Raw genomic sequence first — 17,550 nt, 5'->3', positions numbered from 1 at the left:
ACATACGGACGTTCAGAATGGAACCGCCCCATGCGACAGCCCCTCCTCTCCGAGCGCGGTTTCTCGCTCGGGATGATGTTCCAGCAGGCCGCCCGCCGGTACGGCGCGGTCCCCGTCACTCTGGACCGGCCGCTGGACGTGAGCCCCGGGGCCGGGCTCGACCTCAGCTATCCGGAACTGGCCGATCTCGTGGACGACCTCTCCGCGCGGCTCTGGGCGGCGGGCGTCAGACCGACCGAGCGGGTCGCCATCCACAAGACGGACAACGTCGACATCGTGGTGCTGGCCTGCGCGGTCTCCCGGATCGGGGCCGTGCCCGCGCTGCTCTCGCCCGGGCTGCACGGCCGGGTCGCCGGTGAGCTGCTGGACCGTCTCGATCAACCCTGGCTGCTCACCGACCGGGCCACGCTGGACGGTTCGCTGCGGGACGCGGGCACGCCCGCGGCGGAGGCCGGCGCGCCGGGCGCCCGCGCCCCCGGGATCGCCGGGCTGGTCCGGCAGGTGCTCACCGTCGACCCGAGCGGCGGCGCCGCCGCGGAGCCGGGTGGCGCCGTACCACTGGACACGTACGTCGGCGCGCCGCCGCACGCGCCGGTACGGCTCCACCCGCGCGAACCCTCGCTGATCACCCACAGCTCGGGCACCACGGGGGTGCCGAAGCTGGCGGTGCACTGCGCCAACACGATGTGGAACCGGCTGGTCCCGCAGAAGGCGATGGGCTGGCCGACCCGCGGCGAGAGCGCGGCGCTGCACCTGTCCTTCGTGCACTCCCGCTTCTACCATCTGCTCGGTGTGCTGCTGCACTTCGGCAGCCCGCTGCTGCTGATCGTCGACCCCGACCCGGCGTCGGCGGGGCCGCTGCTCGCCCGGCACCGGCCCGGCATCGTCGAGACCCATCCCAACACCTTCGTGCTGTGGGAGGAGCTCGCGGACGCGCCCGGTGCGCCGCTGTCCTGGGTGCGTTCGTACGGGTCCACCTTCGACGCCATCCATCCGCGCACCGTCCGCAAGCTGCTGGGCGCCTCCCGGCGGCGCGCGCCCTGGCTCGTACAGCTCTACGGGCAGAGCGAGACGGGTCCGGTGGCGTTCCAGTGGTATTCGCGGCGCGGCGCCGCGAAGGCGGACGGCAGGCGGGTGGGGACGGCGATCCCCGGGTTCACCCGGGTCCGGATCGCGGACGGCGAGGGACGCCCGGCCGCGCCCGGCACACCGGGCCGTATCGAGGCCCGCACCCGGGGCCGCATCCTCACCTATCTGGGGGCGCAGGAGACCTACGACCGGCAACTGCGCGACGGCTGGTGGCAGATGGGGGACGTGGGGTACCGCGGCCGCTGGGGCGGGCTCTATCTGATGGACCGGGAGATCGACCTGATCGACGAGGTGAACAGCAATCTGGCGGTGGAGGACGTGCTGATGTCCCGCCTGGACGAGCTGCGCGAGGTCGTGATCGTGCCGGGCGCGGAACGCGAGCCGGTGCCGGTGGTGTGTGTCCGGGGCGACGAGCCGCTGGACACCCGGCGGTGGCGTGCGGCCACCGCGGATCTGCCCGTGATGTCGGCGCCGCTGCAGTGGCGGTTCGACGATCTGCCGAGGACGTCGACGTGGAAGATCAAACGGGTGGAGATCACGGCCATGCTCACCGAGGGTGTCCTGCCCGCCGTCCGTTTCGGAGGCTGAGATGACCTCGGTCATGGTGGTGGGCGCCGGACCCGTGGGCCTGTCGGCGGCGCTCGCGCTACGGGCGGGCGGACTGCCGGTCACCGTGCTGGAGGCCGATCCGAAGGGCCGCGAACGGCCGGGCAGCCGGGCCCTGTTCGTGCACCGGGAGACCTTGCAGCTGCTGGAGCGGATGCGCCCGGGGCTCGCGGCCGAGTTCGTCGCGTACGGCCGGACCTGGCACACCCGACGCACCCTGTACCGGGGGCGTGAGGTGTACGCGCGGACCTTCCCCGCGCCCTCCCCCGCGCCGGCCGGGGACGCGGCGGGCGCGGCGGCCGTGCGGAGCACACCGTTCACGAGTCTGCGGCAGGTGGACACGGAGAGGTTCCTGCTCGCGGCGTGCGAGGCCGCCGGTGTGCGCTTCGAGTGGGGGGCGCGGGTCGAGCAGGTGCGGGTGTCGAAGGACCGGGTCGGCATCACCACCGGCGACGGCAGGGACTGGTCGGGCAGCCATGTGATAGCGGCCGACGGCGCCCGTTCGACGGTGCGGGCCCAGCTCGACATCCCGATGCGGGGGGTCCGGTCCGAGGGCTTCCACGTGGTGGTGGACGTCGCCGACATCCCGGGCGCGGAGCTGCCCCTGGAGCGGGTGTTCCACTACGAGCATCCGGGGGCGGGCGGGCGCACGGTGATGCGGGTCCCGTTCACCGGCGGGTTCCAGGTCGATCTCCAGTGCCGGGACGACGACGAGCCCGAGGCGTACGGGACGAAGGAGGCGGTACGGAGGTGGCTGCCCCGGCTCGTGGGGGAGGGTTACGACGAGCGGGTGCTGTGGGTGTCGACGTACCGCTTCCTCCGCAAGGTGGCCGCCGAGTTCACCGATCCGGGGCGCCGGGTGCTCTTCGTCGGCGAGGCGGCGCACCTCTTTCCGCCGTTCGGCGCGCGCGGCATGAACAGCGGGATCGCGGACGCGGCGGCCGCGGCCTCGGCCGTCGCCGAGGGGATCGCCACGGGGTCGGCGCGCCCCGTCGAGGAGTTCGCCGCGGCCCGGCGGGCGGCGGCGCTGTTCAACAGCGCGGCGGCGGGGGCGGCGCTCGACCATCTCCGGCCGCGGCGGGCCGTCCGGGTCAAGCAGCGCGCCGCGGCGGCGCTCTCTCCCGTACTGCCGTGGTGCGGCGAATGGCTGGAGCGCGCGCCGTACGGTCCCCGGCACGGCTCTCCGGCCGGCGCGGGCCGCACATACTGACGACAGGCTGGGTGTGACGGACGACAGGAGGGACGACCGGATGGCGGCGACACCGACCGATCACGCGGACGCGGTCACGGAACGGGTTCTGGGCTGGGAGCCCGGCCACGGCTTCACCGTTCTGGCGGAGCCGGCCGGGGGGCCGGCGCAGGCCGGCGGCCCGGCCGGGGCAGGGGGCGCCGGCGGGTCCGGCGGGGCGCTGCCGGCCGCGGACTCGTGGCTGGTCGTCGACGGGCGGGTACGGGCGTTCTCCCGGCACCGCGAGCGGTTTCTGCGCGCCTGCGCCGAGACCATGGAGCTGCCCCACGGTCAACTGGCGGCGTTCTGGCAGGACATGACGGCCGCACTGCCGCGCCAGGGGATGTGGTTCCCCCGGGTGGAACTGGCGCCGCCTGGACGTACTCCGCTGCTGAGGCTGCGGTTACGGGCCGCTCCGCCGCTCACCTCGCGGGTGCGGGTCTGGGCGGACGGCCAGCAGGACCCGCGGACGGTCCCCCGGCGCAAGGGCCCGGACCTGGACACACTCGCCGGGGTACGGCGGCGGGCGGCCGCCCACGGGGCCGACGAGGCGCTGCTCACCTCCGCGTCGGGGCTGGTGCTGGAGGCCGCGTACTCCAGTGTGCTGTGGTGGGAGGAGGGGACGCTCTGTGTGCCCTCGCCGGCGCTTCCGGTGCTGGCGGGGGTCACCACGGCGGTCATCCGCGAACGGGCCCGCCGGGCGCGGATCCCGTTCGTCGCCCGTGACCGCACGGTGGCCGAGCTGGCCGGACGTGAGGTGTGGCTGGTCAACGCGCTGCACGGGATCCGTCCGGTGACGGCCTGGACGGGGCGGCCGATGGAGGCGGGGGCGGCGACCCGCGCGCCGGAGTGGCGGGAATGGCTGGCCGGTATCACCGAGCCGCTTCCGGTGGACTGGCCGTGAACCCCGCCGAAAGGATGTCCGGCACCGGAATCTGACCTCCGGACACGGATACCCCGCAAGCGGAAGCCCGGGAATTCGAACGCGGATATCGCGCCGAGCCGTTCTGAACGGCTCGGCGCGATATCCGCGTTTCTCCGTATCCCTGGTTCAGGAATTCTTGGGGACCGGCTGGTACGCGCCCGGAATCATCCGGGTGGCGATGGCGATGCGGTTGTACGCGTTGATGACGGTGGCCGCCCAGATCAACGCGGCGACCTGCGCCTCCTCGAAGACGGCGGCGGCCTCCGCGTACACCGGGTCCGGCACCTGCCCGTCGTGCACCAGGGTCACGGCCTCGGTCAGCGCGAGGGCGGCACGCTCCCGCTCGGTGAAGAACGGCGTCTCCCGCCAGGCGTTCAGCGCGTAGATACGGTGCTCCGCCTCGCCCTGGGCACGGGCGTCCTTCGTATGCATGTCGAGGCAGAAGGCGCAGCCGTTGATCTGCGAGGCGCGAATCCTGATCAGTTCCAGGATTTCCGGCTCGACCTTGGCGTCGGCCGCCGCGGAAACGGCGGCGGCGTGCAGAGCGCCCATGGCACCGGAGACGTCCGGGGTGAGTTTCTTCAGCGGTACACGGGGAGCGGATTCATTGCTGGTCATACCCCGAACTCTATTCCCAGGAAGGGCGGTCGGGGAACGGAACCGAGAAATACCGGAAGAGCTTTCCGCGGGTTCCGGGGTACGGAGGGCCGCCCGGGCCCGGCGGGGAGGCCGCCCCACCGCCCGAGTGGCTGGAAACCGTCGCTCCCGGGGCGCGTCTTGGGAATCGCTTTACCCTCTGGGGTAGTTCTGGGGGCTCCCCACGCCCCGCCGGTCCTCAGCGGGGATCCGTGCAGGGAACGACAGAAGCATATGAAGGAGTGGACGCCACGATGGTGTTCAAGAAACTGCTCGGAGCCGTCGGTGTCGGCGGGCCCTCGGTCGACACGGTGCTGGACAGCACGACCGCCGTCCCCGGCGGTCCCCTGACCGGCCGGGTGCTGGTGCGCGGCGGCGGGGCGGACGTGGAGATCGAGCAGATCACGCTGGATCTGGTCGCCCGTGTGGAGGCGGAGGGCGAGGACGGCGAGACCGACGGGACCGTGGTCTTCGACCGTGCGGTGGTCGGCGGCGGCTTCCGGCTGGCCGAGGAGAGCGAGTACGCCGTGCCGTTCTCGCTGACCCTCCCGTGGGAGACGCCGGTGACCGAACTGCACGGCCAGCCGCTGGGCGTGGTGCTGGGCGTACGGACCGAGCTGGCCGTGGCCGGAGCCCGCGACAAGGGCGATCTCGACCAGCTCCGCGTGGCGCCGCTGCCGGTCCAGGAGGCGATCCTGGAGGCTCTCGGACAGCTCGGCTGGGGTTTCAAATCAGCCGACTTGGAGCTGGGGCACATCCACGGCTCCGGCCAGCAGCTGCCCTTCTACCAGGAGCTGGAACTCAACCCGCCGGCGCAGTACGCGCACACGGTGAACGAGATCGAGGTGACCTTCCTCGCCACACCCGGCGGGATGGAGGTCGTCATCGAGGCCGACAAGCGCGGCGGACTCTTCTCCGGCGGCCACGACACCGTGCACCGGTTCGCCGTCTCGCACCACGACGTGGCGCGGACGGCGTGGAACACCGAGGTCGAGGGATGGCTGCGGCAGGTCGTCGACGCGCACGCCGCGCGGGCCGGCTCGTACGGCGCCCACGGGCAGGGTGGTTACGGCGGTTACGGCCACCAGGGCGGGCACGGCGGCTACCCCGACCACGGTCATGGTGAGCACCACTCCGGTGAGCGCCGCTCCGGGCCGAGCACGGGGGCCGTGGTGGCCGGCGTCGCCGCGGGTGTGGCGGTCGGCATCGTGGGCGGCATGGTCGCGGCGGAGGTCGTCGACGAGATCGGCGACGCCTTCGAGGGCGACGAGGACGAGGGCGGGGACGAGGAGTAGCGGCCGTCCCGGGGCCGGGGCCGCACCCGCGGCCGGGCTTCGGGACGGCGGACCGTCGTCGCCGAGCGGCAACGGCGGCCCGGCGGCACTCAGGTGCGGACGCACGAAGGCCCCGGCTGGACGGGGGATTCCAGCCGGGGCCGTTCCGGTGCGGTCGCGGAGGGCGGTCGCCTTTCGGCGTTCCCGGGCGCTCGGGGGGAGGCCCGGGGACACGGTTCCCTCCGCGTCCACATATGTATGAACGGTAAACCATTGCATCGCGTTCCCGTTCCGCGCCCCGTTCTTCTATGAGACGGACCACAGCCGCGCTCCCGGCCCGGCTCGGTGGCCGGAGCCGTGGCGCCGGGTCAGTGGCCGGACCCGTGACGCCGGAAGCGCACGGTCGCGCCCGGCGGAAGCTGCCCGGCGAGGGAGAGGTCGTCCGCGTGGACGACCCCGATGACCGGATAGCCGCCGGTGACCGGGTGGTCGGCGAGGAAGAGGATCGGCAGCCCGTTCGGGGGCACTTGGAGCGCGCCGCGGACCATGCCCTCGGTCGGCAGCTCATCGTGCCTCCCGCGTACGAGGGCGGGGCCGGCCAGCCGCACCCCTACCCGGTTGCTCCGGCTGGTGGCCTCCCAGCGTGCCCGGTAGAGGGTCTCGCGCGACGTCTCGTCGAACCAGTCGTCCCGCGGCCCCGGCACCACCCGGAGGGTGAACTCCCGTGGCGGGGCGGCGCACGGCGCCAGATCCACGCCGGGCAGCGGCCCCGCGGCCGGTGCGACGGCCAGCAGCTCGCCCGCCGTCAGGGGCGGCGGGCCGAGGCCCGAGAGCAGATCGGCCGACCGGGAGCCGAGGGTGGGCGGTACGTCGAGCCCGCCCCGTACGGCGAGATAGGTGCGCAGCCCGGAGGAGGGCGGCCCCAGTTCGAGGAGGTGCCCGTCGGCCGCGGCGACCGGGGCGTTCATCCCCGCGGCCGCGCCGCCGAGCCGGACCGGGCAGGGCGCTCCGGTGAGGGCGAGGTGGAGCACGCCCGGTGCCCCGTCCGGGCCGCGGGAGTGGATCCGGGCGCGCAGCCCGCCGAGGGTGATCTCCAGCGCCGCGGTGTTCTCCGGGTTGCCGAGCAGCCGGTTGGCGAGGGTGAGGGAGGCGGTGTCCGCGGCGCCGGACGCCGTCACACCGAGATGGGCCCAGCCGGGCCTGCCGAGGTCCTGGACGGTGGTCAGCGGTCCCGGGGCGAGGATCTCCAGGTGACGCCCGTTCACCGGCCGACCTCCCGCAGCCGGACGGCCCTGCCGGGTACGAGCAGCGCCGGCGGGTCGCGCCGCTCGTCCCACAGGGTGAGCGAGGTGGTGCCCAGGAGGTGCCAGCCGCCGGGTGAGGGGCGGGGGTAGACGCCGGTGTAGCCGCCCGCCACGGCGACGGAGCCCGCCGGCACCTCGGTGCGGGGCTCCGCACGGCGGTCCAGCGCGAGCAGCGGGTCGGTGCCGGTCAGATAGCCGAAGCCGGGCGCGAATCCGGCGAAGGCCACGGTGTACCGAGGCGCGGTGTGACGGGCGATCACCTCGGCCGGGGTCAGCCCGGTGCGCCGCGCCACCTCGTCGAGATCGGCGCCGTCGTACCGTACGGGGACGGTCAGTTCGCCGTGGGGGCCGGCCGCGGGAGGCCCTACGGTACGGGGCGCCCGGGCGCGGCGGGTCACCTCGCGGGCAAGCGTCTCGCGCCCGGTGACCCCGGGGTCGTAGGTGATCAGCAGGGTGCGGGCGGCGGCGATCAGTTCCCGTACGCCGCGCGGTGTGTCGTCCGCCAGCGCGGCGCGCAGGGCGAGGACGGCGTCGAGTCCGTCGAGTTCGGCGAGGAGCGCCGCGCTGCCCATGGGCCGCAGGACGGGGCCGGCCGGCGCGGTCATCGTCCGGTGAAGGGCCGGGGGCCGTGGCCCGTACGGGTGAGGGTGTCGCGGAGGCGGCGGGCGATGTCCACCGCGCCCGGGGTGTCGCCGTGGACGCAGAGGGAGTCGGCTCGGACGGGGACGTCGGTGCCGTCGACGGCTCGGACCACGCCCTCGGTGACCAGGCGCAGGGAGCGCGCCACGATCACCTCGGGGTCGTGCAGTACGGCGCCGGATTCACGGCGGGGGACGAGGGTGCCCCGGGGGGTGTACGCGCGGTCGGCGAACGCCTCCTGGAAGCAGGGCAGTCCGGCGCGGCCGGCGTGGCGCAGCCAGGCGCTGCCGGGCAGCCCGAGCACGGGCAGGGCGGGGTCGTAGCGGTGCACGGCCTCGGCCACGGCGGCGGCCTGCTCCTCGTGGTGGACGATCGCGTTGTAGAGGGCGCCGTGGGGTTTGACGTAGGTGACACGGGTGCCGGCGAGGCGGGCGAAGCCGTCGAGGGCGGCGATCTGGTAGACGACGTCGTTGACGAGTTCCGGCGGGTCCACGTCGATGAAGCGGCGGCCGAAGCCGGGCAGGTCGCGGTAGCCGACCTGGGCGCCGATCGCGACACCGCGGCGGGCCGCCGCCTCGCAGACGCGCCGCATCACGGTCGGGTCGCCAGCGTGGAAGCCGCAGGCGACGTTGGCGCTGGTGACGAGGGCGAGGAGGGCGTCGTCGTCGCCGAGGCGCCAGGCGCCGAAGCCTTCGCCGAGGTCGCTGTTGAGGTCGATCGTCATGGACACACCTGCCAGGTCGGGAGGTTCCGGTTGCGGTCGGGGTTCCGGTTGCGGTCGGGGTTCCGGTTGCCGTTGCCGTTGCCGTTACGGTCGAAGTTCCGGTTGCGGTTGCGGTTGCGGTTGCGGTTGCGGGGACGGTTCCATCATGTCGGTCCGCGCGGCCCCCTCCCGCGCCCCGCGCCGTACGCTCCGGCCCGGTGGCGGCGCCGGGTTCTTTTCCGCGCCGCACACATTGACCGCTTGACGTGTCCATGCAACGCTCCGATTGGGAGCGCTCCCATCCCCGCGCTCCCGCCCCCGTGTTCGAGCCGCCTGCGAAGGGGTCCCCCACCATGCCCGTTCCGACGTATCCGCTCCGCGGTCCACGCCGTACCGTCTCCTGGCTCGCCGCCGCGGCGCTCTCGGCCGCGCTGCTGGTCACCGGTCCCGCGACCACGTCCGCCGTCGGCGCCGACGTCTCCGGGGCCGCCCGGTCCGCCGCGGCGGACACCCCGGTGCGCACCAATCAGCTCGGCTATCTGCCGGACGGCCCCAAGCGCGCCACCGTCGTGACCGCGTCGGCGGCGCCGCTCACCTGGCAGCTCAGAAACGCCGCGGGCGCGGTCGTCGCCTCCGGGGCCACCACCGTCCGGGGCACCGACACCGCCTCGCGCGACGCCACCCACCTCGCGGACTTCTCCTCCTACACGGGTACGGGAAGCAACTTCACCCTCGTCGTGGACGGGCGGAGCAGCCATCCCTTCGCCATCGGCACCGGGCTCTACCGGGCGCTCCGTTCGGACGCGATGTCCTTCTTCCACCAGCAGCGCAGCGGCATCGCGATAGAGGCGTCGCTCGCGGGCGCGGGGTACGGGCGCCCCGCCGGACATCTCGGGGTCGCGCCGAACAAGGGTGACACGAGCGTGCCCTGCCAGGCCGGGGTCTGCGACTACAGCCGCGATGTGCGGGGCGGCTGGTACGACGCGGGGGACCACGGCAAGTACGTCGTCAACGGGGGCCTGTCCACCTGGCTGATGGTCAACGCGTACGAACGCGCCGGTCGGGCCGGTACGGCCGGGGCGCTGGGCGATTCCACGCTCCGGATCCCGGAGCGCGGCAACGGCGTCCCCGACATGCTGGACGAGGCGCGCTGGGAGCTGGACTTCCTGCTGCGGATGCAGGTGCCGGCGGACAAGCCGCGCGCCGGGATGGCGTTCCACAAGATCCATGACGCGGCCTGGACGGCGCTGCCCACCCGGCCCGAGCAGGACGGCCAGCAGCGGGAGCTGCACCGCCCGTCGACGGCGGCGACCCTCAACCTGGCGGCCACCGCCGCCCAGTGCGCCCGGGTCTACGCCCCGTACGACGCGGCGTTCGCGGCCCGCTGTCTGGACTCGGCCCGGCGCGCCTGGACGGCGGCCCGCGCCAACCCGGCGCTGATCGCGCCGGATTCGGACGGGACGGGCGGTGGTGCCTACGGTGACGCGACGGTGAGCGACGAGTTCTACTGGGCCGCCGCCGAGCTGTACGCGACGACCGGGGAGGCCGCGTACCGCGACGCCGTCACCACCTCGCCCTGGCACACCTCCGCGAACGCCCTCACCGCGTTCGGATTCGGCTGGGCCGACACGGCGGCGCTCGGCCGGCTCACCCTCGCCACCGTGCCCACCGGGCTCGCCGCGTCCGACACGGCCCGGATCCGCGCCTCGGTGACCGCGGCCGCCGACGGCCACCTCGCCACGATGGCGGGTCAGGGGTACGCGGTGCCGCTCCCCGCGAGCGGGTACGTGTGGGGCTCGAACGGCCAGGTCGCCAACAACGCGGTGGTGCTGGCCGTGGCGTACGACCTGACGGGCGGGCAGCGCTACCACGCCGGGGCGGTCGAGACGCTCGACTACCTGCTGGGCCGCAACGCACTCGACCTGTCCTACGTCACCGGGTACGGCGAGCGGTCCTCGCAGAACCAGCACCACCGGTTCTGGGCGCACCAGGCGGACCCGTCACTCCCCCGCCCGCCGGCGGGCTCGCTCGCGGGCGGCCCCAACGCGGGGCTCCAGGACCCGGTCGCGCAGGAGCGGCTGCCCGGGTGCGCGCCGGCCGCCTGCTACATCGACGACATCGGCTCGTACTCCACCAACGAGGTGGCGGTCAACTGGAACGCCCCGCTGGTGTGGCTCGCGGCCTTCGCCGCCGAGCCGTCCACCCGCGGCTGAACCCGCCCCGCGTGCGGCTGAGCGCGCGCCGCACCGTGCGGGGACGGGCCCCCGAGCGTGTCGGGGGCCCGTCTCCCGGTGTGCGCTCAGGCGTGGAAGGAGTGCTCCGTCGTGGACCGGTAGGTGTCACCCGGGCGCAGGACGGTCGAGGGGAACGAGGGCTGGTTCGGGGAGTCGGGGAAGTGCTGGGTCTCCAGGCACAGTCCGTCGCCCTGCCGGTAGATCCGGCCCGCGGTGCCGGTCAGGGTACCGACGAGGAAGTTCCCCGAGTAGAACTGCACCCCCGGCTCGGTCGTCGCGATCCGTACGGTGCGCCCGGAGCCCGGGTCCCGGAGGGTGGCCGCGGGCCGGGGTGCGGTGGTGAGGCCCTTGTCGAGCACCCAGTTGTGGTCGAAGCCCTGGCCGCGCACGAGCTGGGGGTGGCCCGCGCGGATGTCCCGGCCCACGGGTTTGCCCGTACGGAAGTCGAAGGGCGTCCCCGCCACCCTCGCCAGCTCCCCCGTCGGGATCAGGGTGGTGTCGACGGGGGTGAAGCGGGAGGCCTCCAGGGTCAGTTCGTGGCCGTACACATCGCCGCTCCCCTCCCCGGCGAGGTTGAAGTAGGTGTGGTTGGTGAGGTTGACGACGGTGGCCCGGTCCGTGGTGGCCGCGTAGTCGATGCGCCAGGTGCCGCGCGGTGTGAGGGTGTACGTCACCTTCACCTTGAGCGTGCCGGGGTAGCCCATCTCGCCGTCGGGGCTGATGTGGCGCAGGACGAGGCCCACTCCGGTGGCGTCCGTGAAGGGCTCGACGTCCCAGACCCTCTTGTCGAACCCCTTGGTGCCGCCGTGCAGGGTGTTCGGCCCGTCGTTCAGGGGGAGTTGGTAGGTCCGGCCGTCGAGGGTGAAGCGGCCCCCGGCGATCCGGTTCCCGTACCGTCCGATCAGGGCGCCGAAGAAGGTGGTCGCCGTGAGGTAGTCGTCCAGGTTGTCGAAGCCGAGGGAGACGTTCGTGCGGCGGCCGCGCCGGTCGGGGATCTCCAGGGACTGGACGATGCCGCCGTAGCTGAGCACCTTGAGGCGGGTACCGCCGTTCTCCAGGGTCCAGCGGTGCACCTTGGTGCCGTCGGCGAGCCGGCCGAAGAGCTCCCGGGCGGGGGCCCTGCCCCCCGAGGCGGCCCGGGCCTGGCCGGTCACGGCGGCGGTCAGGCCGACCGCGGCGGCGCCCGCCAGCACGGTGCGTCTGGTCGCCGGGCCGGCGCCCGTCCGGTGGCGGTCCTTCGTCGCTTCCGCTTCTGTGTGCAGCGGCTCAGTGGTCATGCGTGCGGCTCCTGACAGAGGGGATGAGAGGTGTGGGTGGTGGAGGTCGTACGGCGCCCCGTTGGGGGCCGGCGGAGCGGTGGGTGTCACCGCAGTCCCAGGCGTACGAAGGTGATCGAGTTCGGCGGGAAGGTGTGGGTGAAGCGCGCGTCGGCCCCGGTGAGGGTGGAGGTGCGCGGTGTGATCGGCTGCTCGTCGGCGGTGTTGACGGCGTCCGGGTCACCGCTGAGGGTGGTCAGCCGCGCGGTGGGCGCGACGCGGGTGGACCGGCCGAGGTCGATGGTGGTACGGGCCGCGGCGTCCTGGGCGTTGACGACCTTGACGACGAGGTCCTTCCCGTCGCGCGTGACGACCTGCCGGAAGGGTTCGGCCACCTTGTCGTCGGTGAACCTGCCCCACTCCTCGCCGTCGAGGAAGAGGGTGACCTCGCGGTCCCGGACCGAGACGCGCAGGTCGTACTCGCGGCCGGTCTCGATCGTCGTGCTGTCCTCGGTCATCGACTGCTTGGCACCGCCGACCGCCTTCTCCACCGCGGAGCGGGTGTTGTTCCAGCCGCCGAGGTTCCACCAGTAGTAGTTGCCGGTGTCCTTGACGCCGAAGGCGACCAGGAAGCCCTCCTTGCCGGAGCGCTTGGTGGCCTTCACGTTCAGGTCGTAGTTCCGCCAGGCCGGGTCGCCCGCCGTGACCAGGGTGTTCTCGGCCGCCGCGTCGGACTGGACGTAACGGCCGTCCTCGACGGTCCAGGCGCCGGCGCCCGCCGCCTTCGTCCACCGGCCGTCGCCGTCGGAGAAGTCGTCGTCGAGGAGTGTGGTGCCGTCCTCGCCGGTGACGCGTACGTCGTCGTAGGCGGCGCTGGTGGCCCAGGTGGAGAGGCCGACGGCGCCCTCGATCGGTCCGGAGAGGGCCGGGGTGGCGCTCGCCGTGCTCGGGACGACCCGGTCGCCGGTGTTGGTCATGAACAGCTTCTGCGTCTCGTAGCTGGTCGAGCCCCAGGACCGTGTGTTGTCGAACCAGATCATGTCGGGCCGCCACTGCACCGCGCCGGTGTGGGCCAGCAGCGGGGCGTACGAGGCGAGTTTGACGACGTCCGCGTTGCGTTCGAGGCCGGTCATGAAGGCGGCTTCGGCGAGCGCGTTGCGGAAGCGGTTGTCCTGGGAGGCGTACTCGCCGAGGAACACCTTGGGCCCCGAGCGGTCGTAGCCGTCGTAGCGGTCGTTGTTCTCCAGGAACCACTGCGGGCTGCGGTAGTAGTGCTCGTCGACCATGTCGACCTTCGCGTCCCGGTTGAGCTGCCAGGCCCGGTCGAAGGTGGTACCGCTGGCGTCGGGGCCGGAGTTGGAGATGACGGTGATGTCCGGGTACCGGGCCTCGACGGCCTTCCTGAACTCGGTGAAGCGCTCGAAGAACGCGTCGGGCAGGTTCTCCTCGTTGCCGACCTCGATGTGGGTGAGACCGAAGGGCTTCGGATGCCCCATGGCCGCCCGCTTCTTGCCCCAGACCGAGGTGGCCGGGCCGTTGGCGAACTCGATCAGGTCCAGGGTGTCCTGGACGTGGCGCCGCAGCAGGGCCGGGTCGTCGGTCACCTGGTTCTGGCCGCATCCGGTGACGAGGGCGGGCACCACCGGCAGGGCCATCGCACCGATGTCCTCGGCGTACTGGAAGTACTCGTAGTAGCCGAGTCCGTAACTCTGGTTGTAGCCCCAGAAGTTGGCGTTGGTCGCGCGCTGTTCGACCGGTCCGATCGTGTCCTTCCACTGGTAGGACCGCTTGCGCTGCCAGCCCGACGCCTCGTCGTACCCCTCGTGGCTGCCGGTGTTGACGAGGCAGCCGCCGGGGAAGCGGACGAACCCGGGCTTCAGGGCGGCGATCTTCTCGGCGAGGTCCTTGCGCAGTCCGCCCGGGCGGCCCTTGTAGGTGTCCCGGGGGAAGAGCGAGACCATGTCGAGCCGTACGGTGCCGGTGCCGCCCGCGGTGACGGCGAGGCGCCCCGCGGTGCTCGTGGCGGTGGCGGTGAAGGTGGCGGTGTACTTGGTCCAGGTGTCGCCGCGCGCGGTGACACGCAGCGGGGGCGCGAGGGCTGCGCCGTCGGCGTCGCGCAGGGCGAGTGTCAGGGGGGTGCCGGCGGGCCGGTCGGTGCGCGCCCGGACGGAGACGTCGTACCGCTTGCCCTCGGCCACCGCGATCCCGGTGCTGTAGCCGGAGTTGACGACGCCGGTGCCCTCGGCCGACCCGTCGGGGTCCAGCCGCAGATAGGTCCGGTTGCGCTCGTGGAGGCGGTCGCCGTCGTCGACGGCGGCGACCGTGCCGGTGCCGGTGGGGGTCCACGCGGTCATCGGCGTGTAGGAGGCGTTGTCGGCCCTGCTGTACTCGAACGACCGGTTCTGGACGAGTTCGGCGTACAGGCCGCCGTCCGCGGCGCGGTTGATGTCCTCGTAGAAGACGCCGTACATGGTGTCGTCGATCCGGGGGCCCGTACCGCGGGTGTCGATGTCGAGCGTGTAGTCGGTGGTGTCCTGGGCGGCGTTCACGGCGGTGTCCCGCGCCGTCTCCCGCGCGGCACTCGCGGGCGCCTGGAGCGCGTTGGCCGTCACCAGGAGCGCCACAGCCGTGAGAGCCGGCCTCCAGCGTGTGCGTGGCATGAGTGTCTGCGGCTCCTCGTTCGATATCTCGGACGATGGTCAGAACTTCGAACGGCAAGATAGGGAGGAGCGTGCGGAGGCGTCAATGGTTCGCGCAGAGCCGGATGAATCCGGGGTGGCGGAGTGCGGACGCGCCGATGCCCGGACCGGTGTGGTCCGGGCATCGGTGTGCCGACTCGTCGGTGCCGCACGGTAGTTGGGGGCGAGGGCGAGGAGTGTGCCCGGGGCCGGACTCCGGCCGGTGGCCGCGCGACGGGCCCGGGGATCCGAGGGCAGGGGCGGTCCCGGGGCCGGACTCCGGCCGGTGGCCGGGCGGCTGCCCCGGATCCGGGGCAGCGGCGGGCCCGGGATCCGGGGCGGGGGCAGGCGTGGCGCCCCGGAGCGGGCGCCGGGTCAGATGTCCAGGACGTCGCGGGTGTGGACCGGCAGCCCGGTGGCGAGGGACTCGTTGGCGGCCAGGCCGGTCACCAGCGACCGGGCGCCGTCGGCGGCGTCCGCCGCCCGCCCCAGCGCGTCGGAGCCGTCCCCGGGCGCGCCGAAGAGGTCGGCGAGCATCCGTACGTCCCCGCCTCCGTGGCCGCCCTCCCCGGTCGCCACCTTCACCTCGCGCGGCTCCGCCCAGAAGGGCCGGAGCAGCAGCTCCGTCCGGCCCGCGGTGTCGCCCACGGCGGCTCCGTGCAGCACGGCTCCGCCGCCCGCCGCGCGCGCGGCGGGCCGGGCCCAGGTGGACTCCTCGACCAGCAGCTCCAGCCGGCCCCGGCTCCCGTTGAACGCGATCCGGTACCCCTCCCAGGGGGCGTACGCCGTGAGGTGGTAGGTCAGGGTCGCCCCCGACGCGTACCGCACCAGGACCGCCATGTCGTCCTCGATGGTGACCCCGGGGCCGAACACGTTCTGGTCGCGGTGGTAGCCGTCCTCGCCCTCCGCGTCCAGGTACAGGGAGGTGAGCACGGGTGAGTCCGCCAGCCGCACCGCGAAGGGGTCGTCCTCGGCGGCCGGGGCGCCGTGGGCCCGGTCGTACTCCCGGGCCAGCCCCCGGCGCCGCCCGTTCTCCGCGCCGTAGAAGAACAGGCCGCCCTGTGCGAAGACCGTCCGCGGGGTGCTGTCCAGCCACCAGTTGACCAGGTCGAAGTGGTGGGTCGCCTTGTGCACCAGCAGGCCGCCGGAGTTCGCCTTCTCCCGGTGCCACCGCCGGAAGTAGTCCGCGCCGTGCCGCAGGTCCAGCAGCCACTCGAAGTGGACCGAGCCCACCTCGCCGATCGCGCCCGAGGCGAGGGTCTCCCGTACCGCCGCGTGCACCGGGTTGTACCGGTAGTTGAACGCCACCCGCACCTCGCGCCCCGTCCGCCGCCGGGCATCGAGGATCCGCCGCGCCTTGGCCGCGTCCGTCGTCATCGGCTTCTCGGTCACCACGTCGCACCCGGCCTCCAGGGCCTCGACGATGTACCGGTCGTGCGTACGGTCCACGCTGCACACCACCACCAGGTCGACCCGCTCGCGGCGCAGCATCTCCCCGAACGCGTCCGCGCCGTAGGCGGGTACGGGCGGCAGCCCCGGGCGCGCGGCGGCCAGCCACTCGTTGTGGACGGCCATCCGGTGCCCGTTGACGTCGCAGAACCCGACCAGTTCCACGCGGTCCGCGTACTCCCCCGCCAGCGCCTCGGTGAACAACTGCGCCCGGGCGCCCAGACCCACCACGGCACAGCGGCGACGACGCACGGTGGGGTCCTGCATGGGGATCTCCGCTCGCTCGGGTGAGGATCCCGGGTCGGGATTCCGGGATTTCCGCGGCAACGATTGCATGCCGGCGCGTCACCGACAAGGGTGCCCTCCGGCGGTGTGTTCGCTGCTGATTCCGGAGATTTCATTGACTCGGTCGTTCTTGCGGGCGTAACTTCCCGGCCAGTTGGAAACTGACTGGCAACGTTTGCAGACACTCGCTCCCCGTCGACCGAAGGGCTCGGAAGTGCGCAGGTCAGCCCCGGCCGACGACGGCCGTCGACCCCCGTACCACGAGGTGGGTCGGCAGGACGCGCTGCAGGGGTTCGGCGCCTTCGACGGCCGGGGTGCCCAGGATCCGGAAGAGCAGGTCGACGGCGGCCCGCGAGCCGTGCGACTTGGGTACGGAGACGGTGGTCAGCGGCGGGGCGGCCATCCCGGACAGGGCGATGTCGTCGCAGCCGACCACGCTCATCTCCTCCGGCACCCGGACGCCCCGCGCGGTGAACCGGCTGATCAGTCCGAACGCGACGATGTCGTTGAAGGCCACCACCGCGCTCGCACCGCTGGCCAGCACCACGTCGGCCGCGCCGGTGATGCCCCCGTCGAAGTGCGGCGCGACGCTCCCGACATGGACAATCTCGACCTTGCCGGTCTCGGCCATGGCCTCGATGCCGGCCGCGCGCTCGCGCGCCGCCCAGGTGGAGCGCGGCCCGCCCACGTAGGCGATCCTGCGGTGTCCGAGGGCGTGCAGATGCGTGAGCGCGTCGCCCATGCCCTCGACGAGATCGGCGGTGACGCTCGCGAAGCCGGGCTCCTTGCGGTGCAGCAGCACGATCGGCTTGGCGGTCAGGGCGGGCAGCGACGCCAGCTCCTCGCCGCTGAGGTGCGGGGAGCACAGCACGATGCCGTCGACCTCCGGGGCCAGGGTGCGGATCGCGTCCAGCTCCAGTCCCTCGTCGCGCTCGGCGTCGCTGACGAACACGGCGTGGCCGAGGCCCCGCGCCCGCGCCTGCACCCCCTTGCAGATGTCCGCGAAGAATGGGTTCAGCAGATCAGGCACGATCAGTCCGAGGTGCCCCGTACGCCCGGTGATCAGGCCGCGTGCCGAAGGGTTCGGCTGATAGCCGAGCCGGTCCGCCGCGGCCCGTACCCGCTCGCGCGTCGCCTCGCTCACCGTTCCGCCGGGCGCCAGCGCCCGGGACACCGTGGACGGGGAGACCCCGGCCACCTTCGCAACCTCTCGAATCGTCACCTGCACGCCCCGAAGGTTGACA

At 73.3% G+C, this 17,550-nt stretch carries 13 protein-coding genes; 5 read left to right on the top strand and 8 right to left on the bottom strand.

Going from position 1 to position 17,550, the window contains the following annotated elements:
* Window positions 1-30: 30 nt before the first annotated feature.
* Genes ACFXKG_RS37090 through ACFXKG_RS37080 form a run of 3 tightly spaced genes read left to right on the top strand, consistent with a single transcriptional unit; the run spans window position 31 to window position 3,827 of the window.
* The gene (locus ACFXKG_RS37090; protein WP_384848688.1) at window positions 31-1,677 is read left to right on the top strand and encodes a class I adenylate-forming enzyme family protein; all 1,647 of its coding nucleotides are present in this window, start codon (window positions 31-33) and stop codon (window positions 1,675-1,677) included.
* Window position 1,678: 1 nt separating this feature from the next.
* Window positions 1,679-2,905 carry an FAD-dependent monooxygenase gene (locus tag ACFXKG_RS37085; protein WP_384848685.1) on the top strand — a complete coding sequence of 409 codons (1,227 nt, stop codon included), beginning with the start codon at window positions 1,679-1,681 and terminating at the stop codon, window positions 2,903-2,905.
* Window positions 2,906-2,945: 40 nt separating this feature from the next.
* Window positions 2,946-3,827, top strand: coding sequence for an aminotransferase class IV (locus ACFXKG_RS37080; protein ID WP_384848682.1), 882 nt, complete (start codon window positions 2,946-2,948; stop codon window positions 3,825-3,827).
* 147 nt (window positions 3,828-3,974) lie between these two features.
* Here ACFXKG_RS37080 and ACFXKG_RS37075 read toward each other — a convergent pair whose 3' ends face one another.
* Complete coding sequence (locus ACFXKG_RS37075) at window positions 3,975-4,466, bottom strand: carboxymuconolactone decarboxylase family protein (protein WP_384848679.1); 492 nt, start codon at window positions 4,464-4,466, stop codon at window positions 3,975-3,977.
* A 272-nt stretch (window positions 4,467-4,738) separates the two neighbouring features.
* Between ACFXKG_RS37075 and ACFXKG_RS37070 the strand changes: the two genes are divergently transcribed.
* Window positions 4,739-5,779 (top strand): sporulation protein, encoded by a 1,041-nt coding sequence (locus ACFXKG_RS37070; RefSeq protein ID WP_384848676.1) that lies wholly within the window; start codon window positions 4,739-4,741, stop codon window positions 5,777-5,779.
* A gap of 347 nt (window positions 5,780-6,126) precedes the next feature.
* On the opposite strand, the gene ACFXKG_RS37065 is transcribed toward ACFXKG_RS37070, so the two are convergent.
* From ACFXKG_RS37065 to ACFXKG_RS37055, 3 genes are read right to left on the bottom strand one after another with little or no spacing between them, the layout of a single operon-like run.
* On the bottom strand, window positions 6,127-7,023 hold the full coding sequence (locus ACFXKG_RS37065) for a biotin-dependent carboxyltransferase family protein (protein ID WP_384848673.1): 897 nt from the start codon (window positions 7,021-7,023) through the stop codon (window positions 6,127-6,129).
* Window positions 7,020-7,667 (bottom strand): allophanate hydrolase subunit 1, encoded by a 648-nt coding sequence (locus tag ACFXKG_RS37060; RefSeq protein WP_384848670.1) that lies wholly within the window; start codon window positions 7,665-7,667, stop codon window positions 7,020-7,022. The genes ACFXKG_RS37065 and ACFXKG_RS37060 overlap by 4 nt, the downstream gene beginning before the upstream one ends.
* On the bottom strand, window positions 7,664-8,425 hold the full coding sequence (locus tag ACFXKG_RS37055) for a LamB/YcsF family protein (protein ID WP_384848667.1): 762 nt from the start codon (window positions 8,423-8,425) through the stop codon (window positions 7,664-7,666). The genes ACFXKG_RS37060 and ACFXKG_RS37055 overlap by 4 nt, the downstream gene beginning before the upstream one ends.
* Window positions 8,426-8,757: 332 nt before the next feature.
* Between ACFXKG_RS37055 and ACFXKG_RS37050 the strand changes: the two genes are divergently transcribed.
* On the top strand, window positions 8,758-10,617 hold the full coding sequence (locus tag ACFXKG_RS37050) for a glycoside hydrolase family 9 protein (RefSeq protein WP_384848664.1): 1,860 nt from the start codon (window positions 8,758-8,760) through the stop codon (window positions 10,615-10,617).
* Between the two features lie 86 nt (window positions 10,618-10,703).
* Here ACFXKG_RS37050 and ACFXKG_RS37045 read toward each other — a convergent pair whose 3' ends face one another.
* The 4 genes from ACFXKG_RS37045 to ACFXKG_RS37030 all read right to left on the bottom strand — a co-directional run bounded on the left by ACFXKG_RS37045 (window position 10,704) and on the right by ACFXKG_RS37030 (window position 17,528).
* Window positions 10,704-11,915, bottom strand: coding sequence for an aldose epimerase family protein (locus tag ACFXKG_RS37045; protein ID WP_384848661.1), 1,212 nt, complete (start codon window positions 11,913-11,915; stop codon window positions 10,704-10,706).
* Between the two features lie 86 nt (window positions 11,916-12,001).
* Window positions 12,002-14,554 (bottom strand): alpha-L-arabinofuranosidase C-terminal domain-containing protein, encoded by a 2,553-nt coding sequence (locus ACFXKG_RS37040; protein ID WP_384848658.1) that lies wholly within the window; start codon window positions 14,552-14,554, stop codon window positions 12,002-12,004.
* Window positions 14,555-14,947: 393 nt separating this feature from the next.
* Window positions 14,948-16,288 (bottom strand): Gfo/Idh/MocA family protein, encoded by a 1,341-nt coding sequence (locus tag ACFXKG_RS37035; RefSeq protein WP_384848655.1) that lies wholly within the window; start codon window positions 16,286-16,288, stop codon window positions 14,948-14,950.
* A 241-nt stretch (window positions 16,289-16,529) separates the two neighbouring features.
* Complete coding sequence (locus ACFXKG_RS37030; protein WP_384848652.1) at window positions 16,530-17,528, bottom strand: LacI family DNA-binding transcriptional regulator; 999 nt, start codon at window positions 17,526-17,528, stop codon at window positions 16,530-16,532.
* Window positions 17,529-17,550: the final 22 nt, after the last annotated feature.

This window comes from Streptomyces sp. NPDC059255 (assembly GCF_042752355.1).
Classification (GTDB): domain Bacteria; phylum Actinomycetota; class Actinomycetes; order Streptomycetales; family Streptomycetaceae; genus Streptomyces.
This window is presented reverse-complemented; position numbering and strand designations above follow the sequence as displayed.

Coding starts and splice junctions, on each gene's coding strand:
- ACFXKG_RS37090 (WP_384848688.1), top strand. CDS start 31: ATGCGACAGCCCCTCCTCTCCGAGCGCGGTTTCTCGCTCGGGATGATG.
- ACFXKG_RS37085 (WP_384848685.1), top strand. CDS start 1,679: ATGACCTCGGTCATGGTGGTGGGCGCCGGACCCGTGGGCCTGTCGGCG.
- ACFXKG_RS37080 (WP_384848682.1), top strand. CDS start 2,946: ATGGCGGCGACACCGACCGATCACGCGGACGCGGTCACGGAACGGGTT.
- ACFXKG_RS37075 (WP_384848679.1), bottom strand. CDS start 4,466: ATGACCAGCAATGAATCCGCTCCCCGTGTACCGCTGAAGAAACTCACC.
- ACFXKG_RS37070 (WP_384848676.1), top strand. CDS start 4,739: ATGGTGTTCAAGAAACTGCTCGGAGCCGTCGGTGTCGGCGGGCCCTCG.
- ACFXKG_RS37060 (WP_384848670.1), bottom strand. CDS start 7,667: ATGACCGCGCCGGCCGGCCCCGTCCTGCGGCCCATGGGCAGCGCGGCG.
- ACFXKG_RS37055 (WP_384848667.1), bottom strand. CDS start 8,425: ATGACGATCGACCTCAACAGCGACCTCGGCGAAGGCTTCGGCGCCTGG.
- ACFXKG_RS37050 (WP_384848664.1), top strand. CDS start 8,758: ATGCCCGTTCCGACGTATCCGCTCCGCGGTCCACGCCGTACCGTCTCC.
- ACFXKG_RS37045 (WP_384848661.1), bottom strand. CDS start 11,915: ATGACCACTGAGCCGCTGCACACAGAAGCGGAAGCGACGAAGGACCGC.
- ACFXKG_RS37040 (WP_384848658.1), bottom strand. CDS start 14,554: ATGCCACGCACACGCTGGAGGCCGGCTCTCACGGCTGTGGCGCTCCTG.
- ACFXKG_RS37035 (WP_384848655.1), bottom strand. CDS start 16,288: ATGCAGGACCCCACCGTGCGTCGTCGCCGCTGTGCCGTGGTGGGTCTG.